Here is a 23339-nt window from a genome sequence, read left to right as displayed (position 1 = left end):
TTTCGGGTGTGGGCGCCGACGGTCGGGAACCTCCGGTGCCCGTATTCGGGTAACCGTTGGAATTGTGGTCGGTGAAGGGAGTTCAAGACATGGGCACCGTGAAGGACGTTTCCTGGGCCATCGGCCGGACGGCGACATGGCGGCCGGGCACGGTCGGCGGGATCGTCATCGAGGTTCGGATCATCGACGTCAAGTGGTCCTACGGCCAGCAGCGGGCGCAGGTGACGCCCGTCGCGGGATCCGGGGAGCAGTGGGTGCAGTGCGACCGGCTGGTTCTGCTTCCTGCGCGCGACGCGGACACCGTGGCGCGCTGAGCGGACAGCCTGCCCGCTTGCCGTCACCACCGTACGAGTCTCTCGAGTGCCGAGGACAACGACAATGACTATCAGTAACACGATGTCACCGGACTATGTGACACGTTTCAAGCTCGGCGTGTGGCGTGAGCTGATCACATCAGCCGTCGTCGAGTGGAACCCAGACCAGACGACAAACCTGTATGGCTCCGGCTTCGATGGTACGGAGACCGAGTTTCTGTGCGGGGAGCCTGCCGACGACATCCGCGACTTCCTGGATGGCGCCGCCGATGACCTGATGTCGTTGGCGGAGCGTCTGGGCTCACGGGCTCCCGCACCCGAGGAACTGGGCCGGGACTGGGTCCTGTCGCGGCAGCGGGCAGGTGCGGGACTGTGGGACTGCGGCTACGGCCCGGAAGGGGACCGGCTGCACGCAGAGGCGATCGTCTATGGAGACATCCTCTTGGAGGTCTCCGGGCTCGAGGACAACCCCGACAGTTGGGTGGTGCGGGTCCTGTGAACGGCCGGCATCTGCGCGTCCACCATCGCGACTACTACGACCACGAAGTCCACGACGGGGACATCCTCGCGCACGGCGAACGGTCCGAGGATCTCGCCTGCGAGCCCGACGACTACTACCGGGAAGACGGGCTCGACGCCGTGGATCTGGCAGTGGCCGCGTTGAGCAAGCTCGAGGCCACGGAGCCATCGGGCTGGCCGTTTCCCGGGTCGCACTGTTGGTGGGGCGGAACGGTCACGCTGGACTACTACACGGGTGAGACGCGGGAGACCTCCGCGCATCCGCGTGGGTTCAGCGATGCCGAGTGCCGCGCAATCTGGGCGCGACTGACCAGCGCATAGCCAGCGTGCACCGCGCGCCTTTCTCTTCTCTCTGCTGATCTTTTTTCGAGGTGGTGCCATGCTCGGCGTGCTCGCGGATCCCGTGGTTCGGATCGGGGTCTACATCGACGATGACCACGACTACTACCTGTCCCCGGCCGGCGACCTTGATGTGATCGTCGAGGAGCGGGCGCACTTCGTGGCCGGGACGTGGGCGGCCTATCAGTTGACGACGGTGGTCCAGTGCCCGCACTGCGACCGCCGGTACGCCACGGACGTGCTCGGCGGCGTGGTGGTGGAGACGACCGCGCTGGCCGGGTCGATCGTCTGGGCTGACGACGTGTTCCTGCGGGAGAACCCCGCCGGCTACCTGGCGCTACAGATCCGGGACCTGATCGCTGCCGAGCGGGAGGATCCGTCCCCGGCCACGGCCTGGTGGCCCCTGCCCGGGGAGGTGCCGTGAGCCGGGTCGAGGCGGTGGCGCTGGCGAACGGCGCACGGGCCCGCCGGGGGAACGTCGCGCTGCTGGTGTCCCCGCACCGGGAGCCGCTGACCGGTGGCGGCCCGGACGCCGTCCACGTCGAGCTGGTCGTGATCCGCTCGGTCACCCGCGACGGGCGGGTACGCGCCTACGAGGAGATGTGGCCGGGCGGGCGGCCCGTCCGCGTCGCCACCATCGCCTGGACGATCATCAGCCTGGTCGACGCGTCCGCGCTCGACCCGGCCCGCGCGGTCGCGATCGCCCGCGCGCACACCTACCCGGGCCACCGGCAGGTCCGCCCCTGGGCGTCGCTGGCCGAGGCCCGCGCGGCGCTGCGCCCCGCCCGCACATCCGCTCCGTAATCCCCCGCAGCCTGCCTGCCGCCGGACGGTGCCCGGCGGCCCGCCGGCATGCCTCGCATCGCCGCCCAAACCCCGGTCCCGAGGGAAGGAACCCCAGATGTCGAAGGAAACCCTGGCCTGGCTGAACAGCAACACGCTGATCGGTTTCACGACCAAGCGCGGTCACGCCTGGCACTACCGCGCCGACCAGCAGGGCGAGACCAACCACTACCCGGGGCCGATCCCGGTCGAGGACGTCGAGCGCCGGCTGTTCGGCTGGCAGGCCCTCGAACAGCCGATCTACGTCGAGTCGCCCGTCACTGGCGGACTCGACGTCGTCCCGGACCGCAAGGCCATCGTGCGCTCCGACACCGGGACCGTGATGGGCGTGTTCAGCGACGGCTACCTACCCCACGCCTACCAGGAGTGGCTGGTCGACAACGTCGGGCAGCTCCTCGACGACGCTCTCGCGATCGGGTCGGCCGGCCTGCTGCGCGGCGGGGCGGTGGCGTGGGTGTCGGTGGAGGTCCCCGACACGATCACGACCCCGGAGGGTGTCGCGTTCCGCCCGAACCTGCTGGCCACGACGTCGTTCGACGGGTCGCTGTCCACGACCTACAAGCGGATCGTGACGAACGTCGTGTGCGACAACACGATGGCGGCCGGCCTGCGGGAACAGGGCCAGCAGACCAAGGTCAAGCACTCCGCCAAGTCACACCTCCGGCTCGCCGAGGCCCGGGAGGCGCTCGCGATCGTGCACACGATCGCCGACGACTTCGYCGCCGAGGTCGCCGAACTGTGCGCGCTGGACGTGTCCGACCGGCAGTGGGCGGCGTTCCTGGACGCCCACGTCCCGATGCCCGCGAACCCGGGGCGGGCGCGGACCGGCGCCGAGAAACACCGCGACACCCTGACCCGGCTGTGGAACCACGACGAGCGGGTCTCCCCGTGGCGCAACACCGGCTGGGGCGTGCTGCAAGCGGTCAACACCTACACCCACCACGAACAGACCGTCCGCGGCGCGACCCGCGCCGAACGCAACATGCTGCGCGCCGTGACCGGCGGAGCGGACAACCTCGACGGCTCCACCCTCGCCACGCTGCGCACCCTGCTACCCGCCTGACCCGACCCCCAGCCTGGCATCGCCCTGCCCCCGACAGCCCGCTCGTCGCAGGCGGGGTGATGCCCTGCCCGCACAGCTGACCGGAAAGGAGCGGGTAGCGATGTTCGCCGGACTGGCCGTCGACGGCACGACCGTGAACAGCCTGGACGAGGACAGCACCATCGAGCTGACCTTCGCCACCGACACCGAGTTCCGCTGCACCGCCTGCGGGGCGGACCTCGTCGAGACCCCCGGCGGCTTCGACGACGACACCGGCGAGTCCGACTGCCCCGCCTACCTCCCGGACGGACCCGACGCGGACGACACCGGACCGCACACGCCCGAGCGGGTGGCGCTGGCGTGGTGCAACAGCGCCGGCATCCGCACCGACGAAACCGACGACGCGATCACCCTGAGCCTGTCCACCGGCGACCCACGCGGCGCGTTCACGATCACCATCCGGCGGGTTCCCGACGACGCCGACAGCCCGCTCGCGGGACGGCTGCTGCTGCACCTGCCCCACCCGGGCGAGCCGACGCCACACGAACCGCTCCACCCGCTGCACCCCGGAACGTTCGTCATCGGCCGGCCCGCCCCCACCCGGCGGGGCCACCTGACCGCCGCCTGAACACCCGCCCGACAGCCAGCGCCGCACCGGCCCGGTTGCCCGTCCGTAACGGCGGGACGGGCACGCCCGCTCGGACACACCCGCCGGCCTATGGCTGAGCGGGTGTTTCGCCCGTACCCCCTCACGACCAGGAAGGCACCCGCATGCCCATGACACCGACGCTCGCGGTCGCCACCGACTTCATCGCGTCGCACGCAACAGAGCAGGACCTGACCCGCATCAGCGCAACGGTCAAGCAGCGGCGGGCCGCCCTCGCCGCGATCCGGACCGCGTCCCTGACCACCGGCACCCCCGTGCGGATCACCACCGTCAAGCCCCGCTCCCTCGACGGCCTGACCGGCACCATCGGCCAGATCGACGGCAAGCACGCCACGATCATCCTCGACGCCGCGTCCACGGACCGGCTGCGCGTCACCCCCACCAATCTCCGCTTTCTCGTCCCCACCGGCGCGATCAGCGTCGACCTGCACGGCGTGCCGCTGCGCTGCTGCCTGCCCACCTGACCGGCCCACAGCACACCGGGCGGGGCACGGGCGGCGCTGGCGTGCCCCGCCCGGACGCGGGACCCGTGACCGTACCCGGCTCCCTTTTCCCTCCTGGGAGGGACACGACCATGACTGCTGCCCGCACCATGCGCGTCACCATCAGCGGCGTCTCCTCGGAGTACGAGGTACCGGCCAACGACGACCGGTGGAACGGCTTCGCCGTGCCCGGCTTCACCCTGGAGCAGGTCCGCCGTTTGGCGGCCGAGACCGCCGCGCTGGCCGCGACCGTGCCCGCCGACGAGATCGACACGATCACCATCGGTGACGACGCCACCGTCTCGGTCCACAGCGGCCAGTGGGGCTCTACGACCGTCGTCGACCCCGCCCCGGACGGCCTGTACTACATCGGCGCCTACGAGTGGGCCTGGGAGATCGCCGGCACGTGAGCGAAGTGGCGTCATCCGCATCACGATCACGTCGCCCGCGAAGGCGAAAGAAGCATGCCCGTCACGCCGCCATCGGTGGCACGCCCATGCGCCAGCGAGAAAGGAGAAATGATCATGGAGTTTGACCCGTATGACCCGATGCACCGGGTGGCCCTGCACGAGGCGTCGGTGGACACGTGGGCTCGGTGCGGCGACGAGTTCTGGATCAAGACGTCGGAGGGCTGGAAGCTACCCGGGTGGCGGGGCCACGCGATCAACACGGACGAGTTGCCCGCAGGCACCACCATCACCATCAAGATCACTATTCCGATGGCGTGGCTGACCGACGACCAGCTCCGGCGGTTTGGCTCCACCGACGAGCAGATCACGAGGCTCCGGAGGAATTGGGACCGGCGCTGATCGCTCCCCAACCGACCGGCGTTGGCCAGACCCCTCCCGGCCGGCGCCGGCGGGGAGTCGCGCCGCGCGGGCCGCCCTCACTGACCGATCGGCTACCGACGCGCGGGTCCCGGGCGTCCCGCCGGCTCTGGCCTCCTGCCGCGATCCCCGTGTCCGCAAGAGATGGAGGTGCCGCATGCCATCCGACACCATGACCGTCACCGCACTGCCCGCCGTCACCACCGCCGCTGGTGTGACCGCTGTCGTCACGTACCGGGACCTGCTCGCGGCCCTGGCCACGGTCGCGGCCGTCATTGACCGCAAGAGCCGGCCGCCGTGGAACGCGGCCCTGGTCACCGCCAGCCCGGACGGGAATCTCACCATCACCGGTGCCGGCTACACCGCGACCGTCTCGGTCCGCCTGCCCGGCGTCGCCCGGTCCCCGGGCCGGTTCCTGGTCGAGGGCTGGGCGCTGACACAGATGTGCAAGGCGCTGGTCCGCGGCGAGCGCCGCCGCGACACCGACGACCTGCCCGTCCTGCTCGACGGCTCCCTCCCGGCCGCCCCCACCGTCACCATCGGCGACTACACCATCCCGCTGACCGGCCTGCCCCCGGAAGACCATCCCGGCGACTGCCGGCCCGCGCCGACGATCGCCACCGTCGACCAGCAGGCGTTGCGGGCCGCGTTGGACCGTGTCCTGCCCGCGGTCGGGCGGGACGACACTCTGCGGGCCCTCACCGGCGTGCAGCTGTCCTTCTCATCCGGTCTGGCGACCCTGGCCGCGACCGACCGGTACCGCCTGGCCGTCGATTCCCTACCCGCGACCGGCACCAGCCCGACCGGGCGGCAGGAACTCCTCGTCCCCGGGAAGATCCTCGCCGCGTGTGCCGAGGCATGGACCGACCAGCGTGTGGCCATCGGTCGCCATCGCGCCGAGTCCGACGTCGCCCGGGTCACCTTCACCTGCGGGCAGACCACCGTGAGCCTGGTCGAGATCGACGGCAGCTACCCGCCCTGGCACAGGCTGCTCACGCTCGACGTCCAGCACACCGCCGCGTTCGACCGGGCGACGGTGCAGGCCCACGTAGAACGGGTCCTCGCCATCCTCGCCGCCCACCCGACGGCCACTGGCTCGATCATGACGCTGACGCTCACCCCCGCCGGGGTGCGGGTGGCGCCGTTGCTTCCCGAGCACGACGCGAGAGTCAGCGCCCCAACACTGCCCGCGACGACATCGGTCACGGACGGAACCGTCCGCTGGGCGTTCAAGGCCGCCTATCTCCGGGACGCCCTCGCCGCGCTCCCGGGCGACACCGTCGTGTTCTCCGGGCAGCCGGACGTCGCCCAAGCCGTCCTGCTGACCTCTCTCACCGGGCAGACGGCGGGCGCTTCGCCGTATCGGCACCTGCTCATGCCCATCCGTATCAACCAACCGCCCGTCTCCCCGCGCGTCTGACGGCCACTGCGCCGGCCCCGATCACGGCCATTCCATCCCATTCCCTGACGCACCCACGCGTTCTGAGCTGACATCCCATACCCCTGCGCCGGGCGCGTTTCCTCCCGGCCGAACACGGAAAGGAACGCCATTTCCGATGATCTACCTGAGTCGCCGTCGCCGTCGGCGGATGCGCTTCTGGGGGTTCGTGCTGCTGGCGGTGTGRCTCTTGGGGGTCGCCGCCGCGCACGACGTCACCCTGCTCGTCGCCTACGCGGCGATCACCCTCATCGCGATCACCGTCGACCTGGCCGCGGGCCGGAGCCGACGCGGCCGGCACCACCTCCCACCTCGCCGGCACCGTGGCACTGCCACCGCCCGCCCGCCCCGGTCCGGGCCGTCGCCCGGCTCGGCGGGCACGGCCGGGACACACCAGCGCCCGCCGGCCCGGGACGGCCACCTGACCGGCTTGACGCAGAAGGGCAGATGACCGATGCCACCTCGGCCGCGTACACAGACCGCCGGCCGCCCACGACGCGACCGGAACGACCGCAGGACGAACACCGGCGGACCCCCGACCGAACACGACGTCGCCGACGCCCGCGCACTCCTGCAAGCCCTGCACGGCGAGGCCGCCAACCTCAGCGACGCCTTCCGGGATGCGGCGCCCTGGGACCACCACAGCCCGGGATACGACCCGGACCGCATCATCCGCATCCTTACCGCCCTCCAGACGCTGATCCCCGAACAGATCGCATTCTGGGAGAACAAAATCTCCCCGTCCACCGCACGACAGATGTGGAAATCCTTCCTGTTCAGTGATCACTGCCGCGCCTGCGCGCTTCGCTGCCACACCTGCCACACCCTCGCCGACGCCCTCGGCTACGAACGTGTCGGCGGCCAGCGAGCCTGGCGTCGCCGCACCGAAAACCCGGACACCCCGACAGCAGCGACCGACAACTCCCCGCCGCAGGCGCTCCCGCCGACCTGACGGCGGTTCCCCGCCGGACCCGACGGCGTTCATTCCGCGCGGTCCGGCGGCGGCGAATCGGTGCATACGCCCCCCTTCGCGCGGACGGCGCACGCCCCCGCGCTTTCCTTCATCGCCACCGCGCCGGCTGACCGCCGGGCCCCTGCGCGCGAAAGACATCCCCGCGAACAGGAAACCCGCCATGACCAATCCGACACCACCCGCGATACCGCTGTCCCTGGCCCACCTGCCGACCGTCGGCGGCCTCGCCGTCCCGTGGATCACCTCCCGCACCGGCGACGGGCGCCACCTGTTCGGCGCCGTCGACAGCGACCGGAAGGACCAGGCGCTGCTACTGCGGCTGTGCGGCGTGTGCGGCCGGCGCCTGGACGAGCGGCTGGTGCTGCTGATGCGGCTGTCCGACCTGCCCCGGCAGCGCACCGCGGAACCCGCGCTGCACAGCGTGTGCGCCGCCTACACCGCCGCTGCCTGCCCGATGGTCGGCGGCCGTCTCGCCCACTACCGCACCACGCCACAGGCACTCGACCCGGCCATGATCCCCCCGGCGGACTCACCGGCCCGCCGGGGCGCACCCGCCGAGCCCTGGTTCGCCGTCTGGCTGCACTCCTACAAGGTCATCACCGACCACGGCACCCTCGCCGCCTCCTACACCGGCCACATCCCCCTACGCATCCGCCCCATCGACGGGCGGCCCGCCATCTCCTGACCGGACCGAGGCCGGGCCCTACCCGGCCCCACCGCCGTCAAGCGCCGTCAAGCGCCGACCCCGGTCCTTCCCCTGTCCCGTCCCGTGAAGGGAGCGCTGCCGCATGCCCGCGAAACGTCGATCCCACCCGCCGCCCGAGACCGCGCCCCCCGACCTGATGACGCTCGTGGAGGCCATCGCCCGTGCCTGGCACCGCGCCCACCGCTCCGCCCCGCCCGAGATCCCCCTGTCCACCGTCGCCGCCCTCGCGCTCCTCGCGCCGCCACCCGGCCAGCTCACCGAGACCGCCGACCTGATCCGCGGGCTGGACAGCGAGCGGTTCCGCCGGTTCCTCCGCTCCCAATGGAGCATCTTCGTGCGGGTACGGCCCGACCTGCTCGCCGCTGCCTGGCCCCTGGTCCGCCCCTGGCTCGGCGCCGAGCCGCTCGATACCGCCACCGTGGACGCCGCCCGGCAGGTGGCGCACGCCGCGCTCGACGCCGGCCAGCTCCAGCTGACCGGCACGGCGCGCCGCCGCGACATCGACCTGTTCGGCCCGCTGCTCGTCGAGCTACGCGCCGACGGCGCCCGCCTCGCCTCCGGCCAGTTCTACACGCCCGCCGACATCGCCGACACCCTCGCCGCCGTCGTGATGCACAGCGCGGCTCCCGGCAACTCCGTGATGGACCCGGCGGTCGGCACGGGCGGGCTGTTCCGCGCCGCCGCCCAGATGCTGCGCGCCCACGGCACCGATCCCGCCAGCCTGCTGTGGTTCGGCGGCGACGTGGACGAGCTCGCCATCGCCTGCGCCGCGGTGAACGCCGTGCTGTGGGAACTCGGACGGCACGTCGTGCTCGCTGTCGGCGACAGCCTCACCGACAACTGGCAGGACGCCGCGCTCGCCCAGCGACACGAGATCCTCCAGATCGTCGAGCACCTGCGCGCCGCCGCGTTCGCCGCCGAACTCATCGGCACCGTGACCCGCCTGGTCGACATGGCCGGCATCGAGCGCGCCGATCCCGAACCCCCGACCTGACGGACCGGCGCGGGAGACCGGCCGGCAACCGCACCCCGCGACCGGCCTGGGACACCATGCCATAGCCCCCGCACCTCATCGGCTACGCCGAACTCCTCGGACGGCTCCGCCACGTCCTGACCGTCAACGGCGAGGACACCGTCACCCACCGCACCGACGACGGCCCTTTCCAGCCGTACTTCGACCGGTCCGGCTGGCCGCGCCGGCTGCACGCCCACGTCCTGCTCGACCTCGACTCCCACCTCGACCCGGCCAGCCTGCTCAACCTCGAACCCACCGCCGAGGTCTACCAGGCGTTCGACAGATCCGCGACGCCGGCGGCGACCCACGCACCATCCACTGGGTCGCGGTCGACATCGCCGCACTCGGACTCGCCGCACTCGGACTCGCCGCACTCGGACTCGCCGCACTCGGGCTCGCCGCGCTCGCCGTCAACGTCCGTCATCTGGGACCTTGGCCCCCACCCGCCGTCCGCCCACGGCGATGTCGCCACCGACGACTGGCACGACCACACCCTCGCCAAGTGCGTCGAAACCGTCGCCGTCGCCCTTGTCCGCCGCATCCAGCATGCCCACATCGGCCTCGAACTGTTCCGACGCCTGGCCGGCGCGGATACCGGCACCCCCCGACACACCGCGATTGGACCCCAGCCCATGCCCTCCGACCCGCTCGTGCTGGTCCGGCGTCCCCGACCGGACACCATCCACCTGACCGTCCGGCCGGGCGCGGACGCCACCAGCATCAGTGCCGCCCTCACCGCCCTGCCCACTGACGCCTTCTACGTCGACCACGACGGCGACCCGACCTACCTGCTCCTGATCTTCCGGATCCCGCCGGTGCCACCTCCGTCAGCGCTCCTGGCTCCGCCGGCCGGCTGGACCCCGTCGACGTCGAACGGCACCCGGCCCGACTCCGGCGCCGCCGAGCACCCAGTCCRCACCACCGCCGGCCTCCCAGCCAGCCGCCACAACCGAGACATCCTGCGCCCGCCCGCGCCGACCACACCCGACTGAGGCACCGAGGGGCTGCTGCCCGCACGGGTTCTCCACCCCCTTCCAGTACCCGAACCCCTTCGCGAAAGGGGTGCTCGTATGCGCGACTACATCGCTCGCCGAGGGATCAACGACGCCTGGCTGTGCCGGTGCGACAACACCCCCGAGCACGACGGATTCCTTCCCGTCTCCGGCCACCGCGAGGCAGAGTCTGCCTCGCCGCACTGGCGAGGCCATTACTGCTGCCTGCGCTGAGCGGACGGCTGATCCACTGGCCGACCAGGGAAATCGTCGGCCAGCTCAACTTCGCCGACCTGGCCCTACGCGACGGCCCGCCCCACAGCAGCCGGCGGCGACCCCATATCCGCTTCCCACCCAGAAAGGAAAAGCAGCCATGAACGGCAACCAGGACGAACTGACCGTCGGTACCGCCGTGCGAGTACCGGTCGGCGACGGAGCGATCTGGAGATTCGGATGGATCACCGAGATCGACGGAACGAAGGTCGTCGTTGACCTCGGCCGCGACGGCACGGTGACCACGACCCGCGACAAGATCCAGCGGCTGTGAGYCGACGACACCACAGCTCCAACCCTGTCCGGGGAACCGTCGAGGACAGGCCGCCACCCATCCGACCAGACTGGAACCACACGGCCACCGGCGGCCTGCCCCCCGCCCACGCACGTCCCGGCCGCACCAGCGGAAGGATGCCCGCGATGAACATCGAGACGCACTTCCTGGTCGACGACGTCGTCGGACGCGTCCAACAGGCGATCCGCGCCCACGACCAGCCCGCCATCACCGTGATCGAAGCCGACCACGAGCTCGTCCTGGTCGACTCGACCTACATCTTCGGCCGGTCCGGAGCCGACGCCTACGAGCGGCGCGTCGCCGCCGAGGCCCACCGGGTCGCCGCCAATCGGCTGGCCTTAGCAGTCCCGCAAATAATGATCACATATGACGATGACACGGTCCGGTTCCGCTCCCCGCTCGCTGGCCCCGTCCACGACGGCGAGGAGCGGGAAGCCATCGTCTGGATGGCCTACGACGTCGAGGACGGTGTCGAGGTCGAGCACGGCGTCATCCCCTACACCCGCCGTAGCGGAGCACCTGTCTTCACCGACCCCGACGAGATGGTGTCCATCCCGCTGCACCCCGCTCCCGGCCTGCCGGGCAACACCCTGCTGCGGCATCTGCTCGACGAGGATCTGCGCCCCCGCCGGCCGTAGACAAGGCAGGGCTCGCACAGGACAGGTCCCGCAACCCCTGCCCGCCGTCGGGTATCCACGTACCCGAAAGTGTCTCGGCGCCTGCATGAACATAACGTCAGCGGGGACCAGTAAACCTTGTTCGGACCGTCGGCCGGGCACGGGCACACACGGATGTCCCCCGGCTGGTCGCGGCGACTCCGTCGGCTTCAACCGGCGCAGGTCAGTTCATAAGTGGATGCCTACCCGTTCCTGCCGGCCGTCGCCGAAACGGTGGTAGCCAGCCTGCCGGCCCGCGACATCAGCGGCACAGTCGAGGACTTTCTCGGCGTAGCCGACCCGATCGCGCAGGATGACCGGGATCTGCTCGTTCTCCCAGGCAAGGCAGGCACATCACCGCCCCATACCAGCCGAAGACCGATCCGTCAGATCGCGAGCGCACCGAACCTGCTGGTCGCCATCCACCGTTAGCTAACTAATACGCCGGTCTGGATGCGCCTGCGTAGTCAGGGAAACCCCGGAAGTCCCGGACCGTGACCGACCTTCCGACATCAGGCGCATCGACCATGACCGTTCCACCCAAAGAGATACCGACGTGGTGAACGTTGTTCGGGGTACCGAAGAACACCAGATCACCTGGTTGCAGCGGTGCTGTGGCTGGGAGCAGCGGACCGGCGTCGTACTGCGTCTGGGCGGTCCGCGGGATCTGTATGCCGGCCGCGGCATACGCCGCGTGCGTCAATCCGGAGCAGTCGAATCCGGGATCACCGTTGCCGCCCCACATATACGGCTTACCGATCTGTGCGCAGGCGAACGCGACGGCTGTCAGCGCTGCGCTGCTGAAATCCTCGGTTCCGGGCTGAACTGTCGACTGAACAGTCGAGCACTCCGCTGAAGTGTTCGGTGTCGGTTCAGAGTATTGGACCGCCTGCTTCAGTACCTGGTCGACGTACCAGTCGGCATGGTTGTAGGCGAAGATCGCGCTCCGCAGGTCATGTCCGTCGCGGGCGCCATTGTCGCAGAGCTCGAACGCGGCGGCGTAGATGGCGTCATGGGGGTTGTAGAGGGAGAGTGGTACTGCCCCGCCCGGAGGGAGGGGATGCCGGATGATGACGGCGGTAAAAGTCGTAGGTAGGAACTGCATGGGGCCTGCCGCTCCGGCGTAGTTGCTTCCGCTGTGGACGCCGGGCAGGGTGCTGCGACCATGGTCACTTTCGATTTTGCCGATGGCGGCGAGGACGCTCCAGTCGAGGCCGGGGCAGGCGGCGGCGGCCTGGGTGTAGAGGGTGAGGTAGTCGGGCGGGATGTCGCTGAGAGCGGTCTGGCTGGGCTGGCTGCCGCCGCCAGCGCCGAGGAGCCAGCCGAGGAACGGGATGCGGGTGAGGATGTCGCCGACGGCGGCGCCGATCAGAACGATGATCAGGATGAGGGCGGCGACGGCCGCTGCTGCGCTTTTGGCCGTGGGGGTTCACCGGCTTTCGGGCGGGTAGCTGGCGGGGTCGGGTGGCATGGGTGGGGCGGGGGCGAGCTTTCCGGGGCGTGCTGGTGGGTCGGTCTGGCTGGCTGGGCGCAGATGCGGCCAGGCGTGGGCCAGGTCGGTGAGGCGGAGCCGGCCTGGTGTGGCTCGGGGGGTGAGGGGCAGCCAGCGGGCGGCGGCCGGGTCGTGGCGGGCCCCGGGCGGTACCAGGTCGGTGGCGGTGGTGGCGACCGGCACGGTGGCGGGCCGGTCGAGGTCTGCCAGGGCCTCGGTAAGGGCGCGGCGGGCGCCGGTTTCGCGCTGGGCCGAGGGCAGCCAGACCAGGACGGGCGTGACGGTGCCGGTGGTGGTGGCCAGGGCGTGGTAGTCGGTGAGCTTGGCCGCGAGGCGGCGCAGGGGTTCGGTGCCGCGGTCGAGTTCGAGGTACCAGCCGATGTCGGTGCCGTGTTCGCGCCAGGCGCCGTAGGCGTCGGGGCGGGCGAGGTCGCCGACGGCGTGCAGGCAGCGGGTCTCGGACCACCAGGCGGTCAGGGTGCCGGTGGCGCCGGGCTGGCGAGCGTGGGCGATCAGGCTGACGAAAACGTTGTTGACGGCGAGGGTGTGGGCGAGGCGTGGGGAGTGGGCGATACCGAGGGCGCGGTCGTGGCGGTAGCCGGTCTGGTCGGGGTCGAGGCCGTCTTCGTGGGCGAGGACGCCGGCGCCGGCGACGTCGAGGACGTAGTGGGCGGGGGCGGCGCCGGTGGGGACGAGGGGTTGGAAGCGGTCGAGGACCCGCCACAGGTAGAGGCGGCGTAGCCGGTGGTTGGCGGCGCGGCGGGTCGGCCAGCCGAGCTGGATGATCTGGTCGGTGGTGAGGACCTTGTGGTCGGCGAGGAGGCGGGCGAGCCACCGGTCGCGGGGAGTGAGCCGGCCAGCGAGGAACGCCTGATGGTCGCCCGCGGTGACGGTGCGGACGCCGGGACGAGTGCGGGTGAGTGCTAGCCCGTGCCGGGCGGTGGCGGTAGCCATGGAGTGCTGCCCTCTCCGGGGTCGGTCAGGGGTAGGCCCGGTGCGGGGGTGCCGGGGCGGGTAGGTGGCGGGGGCGGTGGGGGTCAGGTGTGGCGGCGGGCGGCGGCGCGGATCTGCCGGGCCCGGCCGCGGATGGCGGGGGGCAGCTTCTCCGTGCGCAGGGTGAAGGCGGGGGCTTCCTCCCCGGCGACGACGAGCCGGGTGGCGGCGTGGAACGCGCCGAGATGGGCCAGGTCGTGCTCGGTCAGGCGGGGTTCGACGTGGCGGGCGAGGCGTCGGGCGTCGGCCGGTGACACGTTGAAGTAGATCTTGTTGCGGGCGTTGGCGGCGATGCCTTCTTCGAGATGTTTGGGGAGTTGGAGGAGGTTCTGGTGGGCCAGCACGATGGACAGCCGGTAGCCGCGGGCGGCGGCGAGCATGTCTTCCAGCGCGTACGGCAAGCTGAGGAAGTGGTGCGCCTCGTCCAGATACAGGCTGGCGTCGAGGCGTTTCGGCTGGGGGACGCGGGCGCGGCGGGTGGCGGCCTGCCAGACCGCGGAGACGACCACCGAGCCCATCAACGCGGCGGTTTCGACGCCGAGGGCGTCCTGCGCGATGCGGACCAGGCAGATCCCACCACTGTCGAGGACGGTGCCCATGTCGACGGTGGAGGGGCCGGCGGCGATGGCCGTGCGGACGAACGGGCGGAGCAGGAATCCGCGGAGCTTGTTCATCAGGGGGGCGACGGCGGCGGCGCGGGCGCCGTCGGAGAGCGCTTCGTACCAGTCCCAGAACCCTTGCAGGATGTCGTCGTGGACGGCGTCCAGGGCGCGGCGGCGAAACGCCGGGGTGGCGAGCAGCTTCGGTAGGTCGGTGAGCAGCGGGGTGCCGGGTTGGGCGGCCAGGGTGAGCAGTCCGGCGCGCAGGATGTCGTCGGTGCGTGGCCCCCACGCGTCGGCGTAGACGCGGGAGAAGATGGAGACGAGGTTGTCGACGGCGCGGTGCCGGTCGGGCTGGTCGAGCGGGTTCAGGCATGGGGGCCGGCTATTGGCCTGGGCGTCGAACAGGATGACGCGGTCGGCGGCGGCGAGCGGGAGTCGGGCGAGGATGTCGGCGATCTGGTCGCCTTTGGGGTCGACGTTGACCAGCCCGCGGCCGGCGTCGACGTCGGCCAGGGTCATCCGGGCCATCAGCTCGGACTTGCCCGAGCCGGTGGCGCCGAGGATGTGGATGTGGTGCCGGGCGTCCGCCACGGTCAGTCCGACCGGGCGGGGGTGTCCGGAGTCGCTGATGCCGATCGGTTTGACGTCCGCGCCGGTGGCGGCGGTCCCCGGCGGTGGGGCGACGGCTTTCGCGCCGGCGCGTTGCAGGCCGGGGACCGCGTCGTCGACCGGCAGGTGCGCCAGCGCGGCGAGTTCGCCGACGGACAGCAGGTCACCGCTGCCGAGGCGCCGGTCGGCCAGGGCCGGCAGCGGACGGCGTAGCCGGGCGCGGGTGTAGTAGTTGTGCTCGGTGAAGGCAGCGAACGCGGCGGCGATGGCGTGTGCCCGGCCGCGAAGATGGTCGCGGACAGCGTCGGCGTGGTCCTCATCGGCTGTCGCGTCGACGGTGGTGGCGACGGCGTAGCGGATGCGGGTTTCGTACTGGGCGCCTCGCTGTTTGGTGACGATGGCGCGATCCTGGGCGGACAGTTCCAGCGACGTCTGGTGGTCGACCTTCGGGGTGTTCCGGCTGCTACTGGCTGGGCGGCCGGGGGTGAGCAGGTCGAGGAGCCGGCCGGCCGGCCGGGGGGAACGGCCGGTGCGCAGCCGCCGGGCGGCGCGGCGGGCTTGCGCGACCCGGTGGCCGGTGACGGGCCGGGCGAGGATCTGCACGGCGGCGCGTTCGGTGCGGGCCAGGCCGACGGGGGCGCCGAGCAGGGCGCGGATCGGGTCAGCCGGGTGGTCGGCGCGGATCGGTAGCGCTTCTGGCCGAGCCAGCCGGCACTCTCCACCCGCCGTGAGGATGCGCCGGCCAGTCCGGGTGGTGAGCGGGAGCGGCGGCCGGGCGGGGCGGGTGCGGGTGTGGGCGCCGGGCCAGGCGGCTTCGAGGGCGCGTTCGACCATGCCGGATGGGACGACACCGGGAACCCAGATCTGGATGCGCACACCCTCGGAAGTGAACAGGTATTCCCAGGCGAGGTGCGGTCCTCCGAGCAGGCGTCGTTTCCAGGTCGGGCGGAGCAAACCAAGGAGATTTGCCCACAAAGCGGTGGCGCCGGCCGGGTCGACCGTGGGCGGGGCGAGCACGGTGACGCAGCGGGCGTTGGTGCGCAACCGCTGCTGGTAGTGCCGTCGCATCCGCCGGCGCAGGGTGAGCAGGCCGGTGGCGGTGACGGCGAGCAGCGGGCCGGCGACGGGCCCCCAGGTCAGCACCCACGCCTGGGCCTGCTCCGCCAGGTGGTGCACGGAGCTCCAGGGGTCGGTCAGGTAGGTGGCGATCGGCGACGAGGGCGTGGACGTCGCCGCGGCGAGTACGTCCATGGCTGTGATCTCCTGGCGGCTACGGCGGGGTCGTCACAGGGTGTCGAGGTAGATCTGGCCGTCGGGCTCGGCCGGATCGTCGGGACCGGCCGGCATGGCGAGGTCGACGAAGCCGTCGTCGGTGTCGCGGGCGTCGGCGGYGAGTTCGGCCGGATCGGTGGTGACCAGGTGGTGCTCGGTCGGGGAGGCCAGGGCCTGGAAGGCGACCCGCTGGGCGCCGGCGGCCAGCAGTCCCTGTCCCCGGTCGGCGGAGAGCAGGAACTGCCGTTCGCCCTGGGACAGGTCGAACACGGCGGTGATCTCGTCGATGGCCTGCGGTGCCTGTTTCAGCAGGATCTGGGTGGCGGCGTTGGTGACGATCGCCTTGCCGAGATCGGTCGCGAGCACGTCGGCGGTGTCCTGGGTGGCCACGGTCAGCCCGGCCCAGTACTTCCTGGCGCTCTTGGCCATCCGGAACAGGAAGTCGGCGCCGGCGGGCTGGCGCATCAGCAGCCACGCCTCGTCGACCACGACCAGCCGGGGCCGGCGGTCGGCGGGGTTGGACACCCGCCGCCAGATCGCGTCGAGGACCAGCAGCGTGCCGATCGGTTTGAGTTCCTCGGCAAGATCGCGCAGCGAGTAGACGACGAGGTGCCCGTCGCCGCGGCCGGTGGACGGGCCGGTGAACAGGCCGGAGAACGCCCCTGTCGTGTAGGGGTGCAGCCGGGCGCCGAGTGTGACCGCGGCCGGGTCGCCGGAGCCGGTCAGGGTGGTGGCGAGATCGGCCAGCAGCGGCGCCGGCCGGCTCCAGCTACGTGGGTCGGAGCTGATCCCCGCCGCCTGGTAGGTGGTGGTGATCGCGGCGTCGAGGGCTGCCCGTTCGGCCGCCGACGGCTGCCCGACCAGCACCGTGATCACGGTGTGCAGGAACAGGCTGCGGCGCACCAGCGCGTCGCGGGGGGCGGTGCGCCGGCCGTCGGGGGTGGTCTGGATGGGCAGGTCGAACGGGTTGATCCGCACGTTGTCGGCGCCGAGGTGCAGGTAGGTGGCGCCGACAGCGGTGGCGAGCCGGGCGTACTCGTCCTCGGGGTCGACGACGTGGGCTTCGATGCCCCGGTACAGGCTGCGTAGCAGCTCGAGCTTGACCAGGTAGGACTTGCCGGCGCCGCTGCGGCCGAGGATGACCGCGTTGTGGTTGTCGATGTCGCCGAACCGGTCCCAGTGCACCAGCCCCTGGCTGCCGATGTTGAGCCCGTAGAGCACGCCGGTCGGGGCCAGCGAGATCGGGTCGGCGGGCGGCAGGTCCGGGGAGGTGAACGGGAACGCCGCCGAGAGGGCGGCGGTGTCGAAGGTGCGGYGCATCCGCACCTGGTCCAGGCCCAGCGGCAGGGTGCTCACCCAGCCTTGCAGGGACCGGTAGCTCGTCGGTTTCGCGTCCAGCAGCAGGCTGGCGGCCAGCGCGCGGACCGCGGCGACCTCGTCGGCGAGGTCTTCTTCGCTGGCGGCGTGCACGGTCAGGTAGAGGCCGAGCCGGTACAGCTTGCCTTCGCCGCGGGCGACGCGGGCGGACAGGTCGTAGGCGTCCTCGGTGGCGGCGTCGACCTGCGGGTCGGCCAGCCGGCCTTTCTCCTCCCCGAGCCGGCGGCCGGACTCCAGCCGGGCGAGCTGTTTTTTCAGCCGGTGGGCGGCGGTCACCGGGTCGATCGGCTCGACGTGGACGGCGACGTCGACCCGGCCGGGGTAGGTCGCCAGGGGCTGGAGCCAGCCGGCGTGGACCTCGCGGGGATAGCCGGTGATCGCCATGGTGGCGACGTGGTCGCCGCCGACGTCGAGGTGGCGGGGGTGGACGGTCAGCGCGTCCGGGACGAACGCCGCCGCCGCGCTGTCGCCCGGGTTGGCCGCGGGCCGGCGGCGGGCCCGGGCTGGTGCCGTCGTCGTCGGTGTGTGCCGCGCGCGTCGCATCGGTGGCTGCCTCCGTTTTCTTCTACAGCTCGTCCCAGGCGTGGCTGTCTGCGCCGGTCCGATCCGCCGGCGGGCTGGCGGTGTCGGGGGTGTGCCACCAGCCGGGGGCGTTCTCCCAGCCGGCGGGGCCGTCCGACGGCTCGTCCCAGCCGTCGGCGGCATCCGGGTCGCCGTCGCCGACGTCGGAGGTGATCACCTCGTCGGGGGCTGCCAGTGCCGCGGGTGGGAGCAGGCCGGCGGGGTTGCAGGCGGCGGCGAGCACGCTGGTCGCCGCGCCGGCGTCCAGCGGGGTGAGCACGATACCGGCGGGGGCGAGCAGGTCGGTGGCCTCGGCGAGCCGGCGGGCCAGCCGGGTGTGCGCGGCCCGGCGGGTGGCCTGCCCGACGCGGCGGGCGTCGCGGGCGGCGGCCCGGCGGCTGGCCAGGACGGCGAGCGGGGACGCCCCGCCCAGCCCGTCGGTGGGTCCGGCGGTGACGAGGGGTTCGCGCAGGATCAGCAGGACTTGGCGGGCCAGCAGGTCCATCTCGGTGGCGAGCTGGGTGAGGAAGGCGGCGTGCTGGCGGGCCGCGTCCGCCAGCGCCGGGTGCGCGAGCTGCCCGGCGTGGGCGTGCAGGTCGTGGATCTGCCCGGACAGGTCCGCCGGCATCGCCCGGACGAGGATCTGCACCGGGGCGGTCAGGGAGTGCAGGTAGCGGGCGAACACTCCGACGAGCGCCTCCTGCTCGCCGGGGGTGCGCAGGGCGAAGTTCACTGTCGAGCAGACAGCGATCACCGCGAGGCCGTCGGCGGCGAGGTCGATGACCCCGACACCGGTGGTCGCGGTGACGGTGCGGGCGGGCAGCCGCAGCGCCGCCAGGGCGTCGCCGCCTGGTCGTGTGCGGTGACGGCCGGAGCCGTGGGTCCGGGCGCGGGCGGCCAGCCAGGGTGGCGGGGGGACGACGCCTTCCGGGGCGTTGATCCGCTGGTGGGGGCTGGTGCGCTGGCGCAGGGCGGCCAGCAGCAGCCGGTCGAGGGGCAGCCCGTCGCGTTGGCCGAGGGCCAGGACGGTGGCGGTGACCGCGACCGGCAGGGCGGCGAGGGCGAACAGCGGCGGCGGCACGCGGGTGTGGGTGGCGGTCCAGGTGAGGTAGAGCCCGCCTGCGGTCAGGGCGAGGATCAGTACCTGCCGGGCGGTCAGGGACGCGACGAGGCGGTCTTCGCGGTCGACGTCCGCGGGAATCCGGACGGGATGGGTCATGCGGGCGGCTCACTCTCCAGGCTGGGATGGACGGGGCCGGCGTGGCATCCCCGGCAGGAGCAGCTGCCGGTGCCGTGGCGGCGCGGGCCGAGCCGACGCGGCCGGTGGGGAGGGACGCGGCGGGGCGGGCGTGGCCGGGCGGGGGGTGCGGCGCAGCCCCTCGAGCGGGAGCGTGTACTGGCCGAACCGGTCGGGGCGGAGGTTCTGGTAGGGGTCGAATGGCAGCTCCAGCTGCCGTGCCCGCAGCCCCGCTGAACGGCCGGTGGCCGGCCGGGACGCCGGCACGGGTGGGGAGGCAGCCGGCCGGGAGGGGCGCGGGGTACGGCGCAGCCCGTCGAGCGGCAGGGCGTACTGGCCGGTGCGATCCGGCCGCAGACCCGTATACGGGTCGAACGACAGCTCCAACTGTCGGGCCCGCGGCCCTACCGGACGGCCGGCGGCCGGCCGGGTGCCGCCGGGCGGGGTGCGGCGGGGCCGCGGGGGCGGGGTGACGCGGTCCACCTCGAACGGGAGCAGCCGCTGGCCGTCCCGGTCGACCCAGGCGCCGCCCTCGGCCGGCAGATAGCGGGCGCCGAGGGAACCGATGGCCTGGTCGAACGGCAGGCTGAGCTGCCGGTAACCCGCTGCCTGCCGGGCCGGGCCGCCGGCCGGGCGGGGCTGGCGGGGCACGCCCCGGGCCGGGCCGGGCCGACGGACCCGCGGCACCCGGGTCAACGGCAACAACAGCTGCCCGTTCGCGTCGGCCTCGACCCGGGCATAGGGATCGGCCGGGCCGCCCCCACCCGGTCCTCCGCCACGCCCCCCGCGGCGGCCACCCCCGCGCGGGCCGCGGCCACCCCGCCCACCGGCACGCCCGCCGCCGCGTCCGCCGAGCAGGCCGAACGCCCATCCCAGGACGTAGGCGCGGGCCATCGAACCGACGACCGACCGGCGGTTGCTGATCCGGGCGGAGGCGAGGAACCAGAACGGGATCTTGAACAGGATGTAGACCAGGGTGAGGGCTGCCAGCAGGTTGACGATCCCGTCAGGGGTGGGGCCGAGCAGGCTGAACCCGCCCGGGGTGAGGAACACCCGCATGGTGGCGATCAGCAGCATGGACTGGGCGATCTGGATCGCCAGCACCGCGCCGAACGCGCGCCACCACCAGCGGGCCAGCCCGTCGGTCGCGGGCAGGGCGTGGCCGGCCAGCAGCAGCGGGGCCGCGCCGATGAGCACGACGRTCAGGACGACCCGGGCGATGTAGGTGCACAGCAGCGCGACCAAGGTCCCGGCGATGAACACCCCGAGGAACACCGCGAAGATCCCGGCGCTGACCGTCCGCCCGGGGCCGGGGATGATCGATCCCAGGATGAGGTCACGGAGCGTCACCGCGGTGCTGGTCGGGTCGAGGCCGTCGGCGAGCATGAGCCGGGCCAGCCCGTTGGCGACGTCGATGGCCTGCCYGGCCAGCGTCTGGGAGAACGCGGCGGCAAGGAACGCGACCGGGATGCGGGGGGCGATCTGTTTGAGCGTGGTGCGGGTCTGCACGGACTGGTAGGACATGACCACCACCCCACCGATCATGATCAGGGTGCTGTAGCCGGCGACGGTGATCTGCCAGGAGGTCGTCCACAGCTGGCCGATCGCGGGGAGCTGGTCGGGGGTGGGAGTGGCCAGCAGGGTGCGGCCGAGCAGGTCCAGCAGCGGGTTGAGCGCGGCGACCACCAGACCGCTGAAGAAGCTGTTGATCGCGCCGGTGATGCCGTCGACGATCCAGCCGACCACCCCACCGGACCCGCCGCCGTCGCTGCCAGGGGCGGTCGGGAGGGGCTGCGTGCGCGGGGGCGTCGGGGTGACTGGCGCCGGCGGGGAGGCGCAGGCCGTCGGCGCCGGCTGCCCCGACGCCGGCGTGCAGGGGTCGACGGCGGTGCCGGGTGGGAGCGGTGTCGGGCCGGGTTGGGGATTCGGTCGGTGCTGTGGTTGCACGGTCGGCGCCGGGGCCGGCTGGGGGTTGGGTTGCGGGGCCGGTTGGGCGACGGCCACCGCCTGCCCACCCACGACAAGGAACAGGAACAGGCCGACGGCCAGCACCCCCACCGCCCGCCGCCCACCCCGCCGGCGGGCCCGCCCGCCCCGGCGCGCCGTCGGGTAGCCGTCGCTTGCCGCCGGTCGGAGCCGGCGGGGAGCCTCGGTCCGGCCGGCCAGTGGCACGCCGGGCATCCCCCGGCAGGAGCGGAGAGTGGGGGTGGTCATCGTCTACGCCGTCCCAACGAGCGCTTTGAGGATCTCCACGGCCAGCGGGGCGAGAGCGGCCAGGCCGTAGCCCCAGCCGGCATGTTTGAACGCGTCCTTGGCCTTGCCGACCTCACCGGGCTCGCCGCCGGAAAGGATGTAGCGGACACCACCGACGGTGAGGAACACCGTCGCCAACCCGGCGAGAATCCCCATGATCCAGTTGCGGATGTTGGTCAGGACGGTGGCCGGGTTGGGCGCGACCGGCGGCGGGGGCGGGATCTGCTGCGGCGGCACCTGCTGGGCGAACGCCACCACCGCGGCGAGCACAAGGATCAGCACGACGAGCAGCGCGACGGCGACCGCGCCGCCGCCGTAGCGTCGGAGCCGGCGCCGGCGGCACGCGCTCCCCGGCAGCCCGTGCTGCCGGGGGCCGGCCCGCCGTGCCGCGGCACGCGCGTCCCGGCCGGTGCGGGCCGTCGTCGGGACGTCGCGCCTGCGCGCGCGGGGGTGGCGCGGGAGGGTCAGACGCATGCGGGCACCCCCACACGGCGACGGGCGGCAGCGTTGGGAGCGCTCTGCCGCACCCCCCGATCGGTGACGGGCTGTGACTGTCCGGTGGGGGTGGTGGCGGTGGTGACCGGGCGGGCGGGGACCGGATCGTCCGGGTCGGTGGGGGTGGCGGGGTCGGTGAGGTCGGCGGCCAGGCGGCGTTCGGCGTGGGCGCGCAGCCGGGAGGCGGCCCGGGGCGGCATGCCGTGACCGGCCGCCCAGGCGCTGACCGGTGTGCTGTCCAGCCGGGTCGCGGCGATCAGGTCCGCCTCGGTCGGGGTCAGGACCCCGCGGGCGACCGCGCCCACCAGCACAAGATCGGGATGTCCGGTGGTGGACCGGTGCGCCCCGCCGCGGGAGTCGAACAGGTCCGGGTCCGGATGCGGTGCGGCCAGCGTCTGGGACACGGCGGCGAGGCCGGCCCGGTACGCCGCCCACCGCAACCGCACCATGATCCGCGGCAGGTCCAGGCGGACGGTGGCCAGCGCGGCGACGAACCCGGCCACCACCTCGGCGTGGATGTCGGCCGGGTCACCGGGGGCGTGGGCGGACAGCCGTCCGGCGACCGCCGCCAGCGCGGGCAGCGCCATCCCGGCGCAGCCCACCGTCCACGCCCCACCATGCGCGCGGGACCGGCGGACCACCTCCGCCCAGGCCGCGTCCCGCAGGGCCTGCGGGCAGCGGGCGGCCAGCAGCCGGTCGCGCAGCTCGTCCAACGGCACCGGCCGGTCCGGCAGACCGGGAAAGGCACACCCGTCCACCGCGAGCGGGGCCGGACCGGCGACCAGCAGGGCGAAGCAGTCCCGCACCGTATCCAACGGCCAGACCGCCGCTGCATCGAGATTCAGCGGTCGGGGTGCATGCGTGTCGTCATTCACGTTCGCCGTCCTTATGTCGTCGGAATCGACACACACAAGGAAGCCGTACCGTCGCCAGCGAAAAGCCAGAAAAATCTTCCAGAAACACCGGTATGATCTTTACGGTTGACGGATGAGGGCGCACAGGATGATCGCTGGCATGCTGCGACGCCCCGTCCCGCGAACCCCGTCAGCCCTGGCGGAAGAGTGCCA

General features: G+C 72.6%; 29 protein-coding genes. 19 read left to right on the top strand and 10 right to left on the bottom strand.

The genetic code is table 11. The features are described 5' to 3' along the window. The first annotated feature begins 89 nt into the window (after positions 1-89). The 15 genes from BL254_RS18020 (at position 90) to BL254_RS17950 (ending at position 9144) form a co-directional block, all read left to right on the top strand. Positions 90-314, top strand: a complete 225-nt coding sequence (locus BL254_RS18020; protein WP_047224888.1) for a hypothetical protein — start codon at positions 90-92, stop codon at positions 312-314. Between the two features lie 64 nt (positions 315-378). Then, entirely contained in the window at positions 379-813 is a 435-nt protein-coding gene (locus tag BL254_RS18015) for a hypothetical protein (RefSeq protein WP_047224887.1), read from the top strand. After that, positions 810-1154 (top strand): hypothetical protein, encoded by a 345-nt coding sequence (locus BL254_RS18010; protein WP_047224886.1) that lies wholly within the window; start codon positions 810-812, stop codon positions 1152-1154. The genes BL254_RS18015 and BL254_RS18010 overlap by 4 nt, the downstream gene beginning before the upstream one ends. 58 nt (positions 1155-1212) lie before the next feature. Beyond that, on the top strand, positions 1213-1596 hold the full coding sequence (locus BL254_RS18005) for a hypothetical protein (RefSeq protein WP_047224885.1): 384 nt from the start codon (positions 1213-1215) through the stop codon (positions 1594-1596). Next, entirely contained in the window at positions 1593-1976 is a 384-nt protein-coding gene (locus tag BL254_RS18000; protein WP_047224884.1) for a hypothetical protein, read from the top strand. The genes BL254_RS18005 and BL254_RS18000 overlap by 4 nt, the downstream gene beginning before the upstream one ends. A 97-nt stretch (positions 1977-2073) precedes the next feature. Beyond that, positions 2074-3078 (top strand): DUF932 domain-containing protein, encoded by a 1005-nt coding sequence (locus BL254_RS17995; RefSeq protein ID WP_076844176.1) that lies wholly within the window; start codon positions 2074-2076, stop codon positions 3076-3078. Between the two features lie 100 nt (positions 3079-3178). Then, positions 3179-3685, top strand: coding sequence for a hypothetical protein (locus BL254_RS17990; RefSeq protein WP_047224882.1), 507 nt, complete (start codon positions 3179-3181; stop codon positions 3683-3685). A gap of 143 nt (positions 3686-3828) precedes the next feature. Then, positions 3829-4188, top strand: a complete 360-nt coding sequence (locus BL254_RS17985) for a hypothetical protein (RefSeq protein ID WP_047224881.1) — start codon at positions 3829-3831, stop codon at positions 4186-4188. A gap of 110 nt (positions 4189-4298) precedes the next feature. Then, on the top strand, positions 4299-4616 hold the full coding sequence (locus tag BL254_RS17980; RefSeq protein WP_047224880.1) for a hypothetical protein: 318 nt from the start codon (positions 4299-4301) through the stop codon (positions 4614-4616). A 114-nt stretch (positions 4617-4730) separates the two neighbouring features. Continuing rightward, positions 4731-5015, top strand: a complete 285-nt coding sequence (locus BL254_RS17975) for a hypothetical protein (protein ID WP_139342380.1) — start codon at positions 4731-4733, stop codon at positions 5013-5015. Positions 5016-5190: 175 nt separating this feature from the next. Then, on the top strand, positions 5191-6453 hold the full coding sequence (locus BL254_RS17970; protein ID WP_235433803.1) for a DNA polymerase III subunit beta: 1263 nt from the start codon (positions 5191-5193) through the stop codon (positions 6451-6453). Positions 6454-6589: 136 nt separating this feature from the next. Continuing rightward, on the top strand, positions 6590-6922 hold the full coding sequence (locus BL254_RS25260; RefSeq protein ID WP_139342379.1) for a hypothetical protein: 333 nt from the start codon (positions 6590-6592) through the stop codon (positions 6920-6922). A gap of 3 nt (positions 6923-6925) precedes the next feature. Then, positions 6926-7423: a hypothetical protein gene (locus tag BL254_RS17960; RefSeq protein ID WP_052914931.1), complete on the top strand. Its 498-nt coding sequence runs from the start codon at positions 6926-6928 to the stop codon at positions 7421-7423. Between the two features lie 181 nt (positions 7424-7604). Then, positions 7605-8129, top strand: a complete 525-nt coding sequence (locus BL254_RS17955) for a hypothetical protein (RefSeq protein WP_047224878.1) — start codon at positions 7605-7607, stop codon at positions 8127-8129. Between the two features lie 103 nt (positions 8130-8232). After that, a complete protein-coding gene (locus BL254_RS17950; protein ID WP_052914930.1) occupies positions 8233-9144 on the top strand; it encodes an N-6 DNA methylase in 912 nt (303 codons plus the stop codon). 286 nt (positions 9145-9430) lie between these two features. On the opposite strand, the gene BL254_RS27295 is transcribed toward BL254_RS17950, so the two are convergent. After that, a complete protein-coding gene (locus BL254_RS27295; RefSeq protein WP_175648409.1) occupies positions 9431-9589 on the bottom strand; it encodes a hypothetical protein in 159 nt (52 codons plus the stop codon). Continuing rightward, positions 9576-9776, bottom strand: a complete 201-nt coding sequence (locus BL254_RS27290; protein WP_047224877.1) for a hypothetical protein — start codon at positions 9774-9776, stop codon at positions 9576-9578. The genes BL254_RS27295 and BL254_RS27290 overlap by 14 nt, the downstream gene beginning before the upstream one ends. Before the next feature lie 21 nt (positions 9777-9797). Between BL254_RS27290 and BL254_RS27285 the strand changes: the two genes are divergently transcribed. The 4 genes from BL254_RS27285 (at position 9798) to BL254_RS17935 (ending at position 11813) form a co-directional block, all read left to right on the top strand. Beyond that, entirely contained in the window at positions 9798-10157 is a 360-nt protein-coding gene (locus BL254_RS27285) for a hypothetical protein (RefSeq protein WP_175648408.1), read from the top strand. A gap of 373 nt (positions 10158-10530) precedes the next feature. Beyond that, on the top strand, positions 10531-10704 hold the full coding sequence (locus tag BL254_RS27280; RefSeq protein ID WP_157180617.1) for a hypothetical protein: 174 nt from the start codon (positions 10531-10533) through the stop codon (positions 10702-10704). Between the two features lie 146 nt (positions 10705-10850). Next, positions 10851-11363, top strand: coding sequence for a hypothetical protein (locus BL254_RS17940; protein ID WP_047224875.1), 513 nt, complete (start codon positions 10851-10853; stop codon positions 11361-11363). Between the two features lie 213 nt (positions 11364-11576). Next, positions 11577-11813: a hypothetical protein gene (locus tag BL254_RS17935; RefSeq protein WP_047224874.1), complete on the top strand. Its 237-nt coding sequence runs from the start codon at positions 11577-11579 to the stop codon at positions 11811-11813. Between the two features lie 4 nt (positions 11814-11817). Here the strand turns inward: BL254_RS17935 and BL254_RS17930 are convergent, their stop codons facing one another. The 8 genes from BL254_RS17930 to BL254_RS17895 form a co-directional block, all read right to left on the bottom strand. Further along, the gene (locus BL254_RS17930; RefSeq protein ID WP_235433805.1) at positions 11818-12648 is read right to left on the bottom strand and encodes a bifunctional lytic transglycosylase/C40 family peptidase; all 831 of its coding nucleotides are present in this window, start codon (positions 12646-12648) and stop codon (positions 11818-11820) included. A 162-nt stretch (positions 12649-12810) separates the two neighbouring features. Next, on the bottom strand, positions 12811-13827 hold the full coding sequence (locus BL254_RS17925; RefSeq protein WP_047224872.1) for a replication-relaxation family protein: 1017 nt from the start codon (positions 13825-13827) through the stop codon (positions 12811-12813). An 83-nt stretch (positions 13828-13910) separates the two neighbouring features. Further along, entirely contained in the window at positions 13911-16328 is a 2418-nt protein-coding gene (locus tag BL254_RS17920; RefSeq protein ID WP_076844173.1) for a TraM recognition domain-containing protein, read from the bottom strand. 33 nt (positions 16329-16361) lie between these two features. Then, the gene (locus BL254_RS17915) at positions 16362-18269 is read right to left on the bottom strand and encodes a VirB4 family type IV secretion system protein (protein WP_076844172.1); all 1908 of its coding nucleotides are present in this window, start codon (positions 18267-18269) and stop codon (positions 16362-16364) included. A 22-nt stretch (positions 18270-18291) separates the two neighbouring features. After that, positions 18292-19506, bottom strand: a complete 1215-nt coding sequence (locus BL254_RS17910; RefSeq protein ID WP_083731177.1) for a PrgI family protein — start codon at positions 19504-19506, stop codon at positions 18292-18294. Between the two features lie 9 nt (positions 19507-19515). Beyond that, complete coding sequence (locus BL254_RS27275) at positions 19516-21738, bottom strand: hypothetical protein (protein WP_175648407.1); 2223 nt, start codon at positions 21736-21738, stop codon at positions 19516-19518. A gap of 3 nt (positions 21739-21741) precedes the next feature. After that, positions 21742-22251 carry a pilin gene (locus tag BL254_RS28575; protein WP_076844170.1) on the bottom strand — a complete coding sequence of 170 codons (510 nt, stop codon included), beginning with the start codon at positions 22249-22251 and terminating at the stop codon, positions 21742-21744. Continuing rightward, positions 22242-23147: a hypothetical protein gene (locus BL254_RS17895; RefSeq protein ID WP_047224890.1), complete on the bottom strand. Its 906-nt coding sequence runs from the start codon at positions 23145-23147 to the stop codon at positions 22242-22244. Before BL254_RS17895 ends, BL254_RS28575 begins: the two co-directional genes overlap by 10 nt. Positions 23148-23339 lie beyond the last annotated feature (192 nt).

It is taken from the genome of Protofrankia sp. BMG5.30 (genome assembly GCF_001983005.1).
GTDB classification, from domain to species: domain Bacteria; phylum Actinomycetota; class Actinomycetes; order Frankiales; family Frankiaceae; genus Protofrankia; species Protofrankia coriariae.
The sequence above is the reverse complement of the archived record's forward strand: the minus strand, read 5'-3'. Positions and strand labels throughout refer to the sequence as shown.

What these genes read in the sequence shown, in the direction of transcription:
- BL254_RS17975 (WP_139342380.1), top strand. Translation starts at nt 4,731, where the DNA reads ATGGAGTTTGACCCGTATGACCCGATGCACCGGGTGGCCCTGCACGAG.
- BL254_RS18005 (WP_047224885.1), top strand. Translation starts at nt 1,213, where the DNA reads ATGCTCGGCGTGCTCGCGGATCCCGTGGTTCGGATCGGGGTCTACATC.
- BL254_RS17955 (WP_047224878.1), top strand. Translation starts at nt 7,605, where the DNA reads ATGACCAATCCGACACCACCCGCGATACCGCTGTCCCTGGCCCACCTG.
- BL254_RS17925 (WP_047224872.1), bottom strand. Translation starts at nt 13,827, where the DNA reads ATGGCTACCGCCACCGCCCGGCACGGGCTAGCACTCACCCGCACTCGT.
- BL254_RS28575 (WP_076844170.1), bottom strand. Translation starts at nt 22,251, where the DNA reads ATGCGTCTGACCCTCCCGCGCCACCCCCGCGCGCGCAGGCGCGACGTC.
- BL254_RS17920 (WP_076844173.1), bottom strand. Translation starts at nt 16,328, where the DNA reads ATGGACGTACTCGCCGCGGCGACGTCCACGCCCTCGTCGCCGATCGCC.
- BL254_RS17985 (WP_047224881.1), top strand. Translation starts at nt 3,829, where the DNA reads ATGCCCATGACACCGACGCTCGCGGTCGCCACCGACTTCATCGCGTCG.
- BL254_RS17940 (WP_047224875.1), top strand. Translation starts at nt 10,851, where the DNA reads ATGAACATCGAGACGCACTTCCTGGTCGACGACGTCGTCGGACGCGTC.
- BL254_RS27280 (WP_157180617.1), top strand. Translation starts at nt 10,531, where the DNA reads ATGAACGGCAACCAGGACGAACTGACCGTCGGTACCGCCGTGCGAGTA.
- BL254_RS18015 (WP_047224887.1), top strand. Translation starts at nt 379, where the DNA reads ATGACTATCAGTAACACGATGTCACCGGACTATGTGACACGTTTCAAG.
- BL254_RS17980 (WP_047224880.1), top strand. Translation starts at nt 4,299, where the DNA reads ATGACTGCTGCCCGCACCATGCGCGTCACCATCAGCGGCGTCTCCTCG.
- BL254_RS17960 (WP_052914931.1), top strand. Translation starts at nt 6,926, where the DNA reads ATGCCACCTCGGCCGCGTACACAGACCGCCGGCCGCCCACGACGCGAC.
- BL254_RS17970 (WP_235433803.1), top strand. Translation starts at nt 5,191, where the DNA reads ATGCCATCCGACACCATGACCGTCACCGCACTGCCCGCCGTCACCACC.
- BL254_RS17950 (WP_052914930.1), top strand. Translation starts at nt 8,233, where the DNA reads ATGCCCGCGAAACGTCGATCCCACCCGCCGCCCGAGACCGCGCCCCCC.
- BL254_RS17910 (WP_083731177.1), bottom strand. Translation starts at nt 19,506, where the DNA reads ATGACCCATCCCGTCCGGATTCCCGCGGACGTCGACCGCGAAGACCGC.
- BL254_RS27295 (WP_175648409.1), bottom strand. Translation starts at nt 9,589, where the DNA reads ATGACGGACGTTGACGGCGAGCGCGGCGAGCCCGAGTGCGGCGAGTCC.
- BL254_RS17990 (WP_047224882.1), top strand. Translation starts at nt 3,179, where the DNA reads ATGTTCGCCGGACTGGCCGTCGACGGCACGACCGTGAACAGCCTGGAC.
- BL254_RS18020 (WP_047224888.1), top strand. Translation starts at nt 90, where the DNA reads ATGGGCACCGTGAAGGACGTTTCCTGGGCCATCGGCCGGACGGCGACA.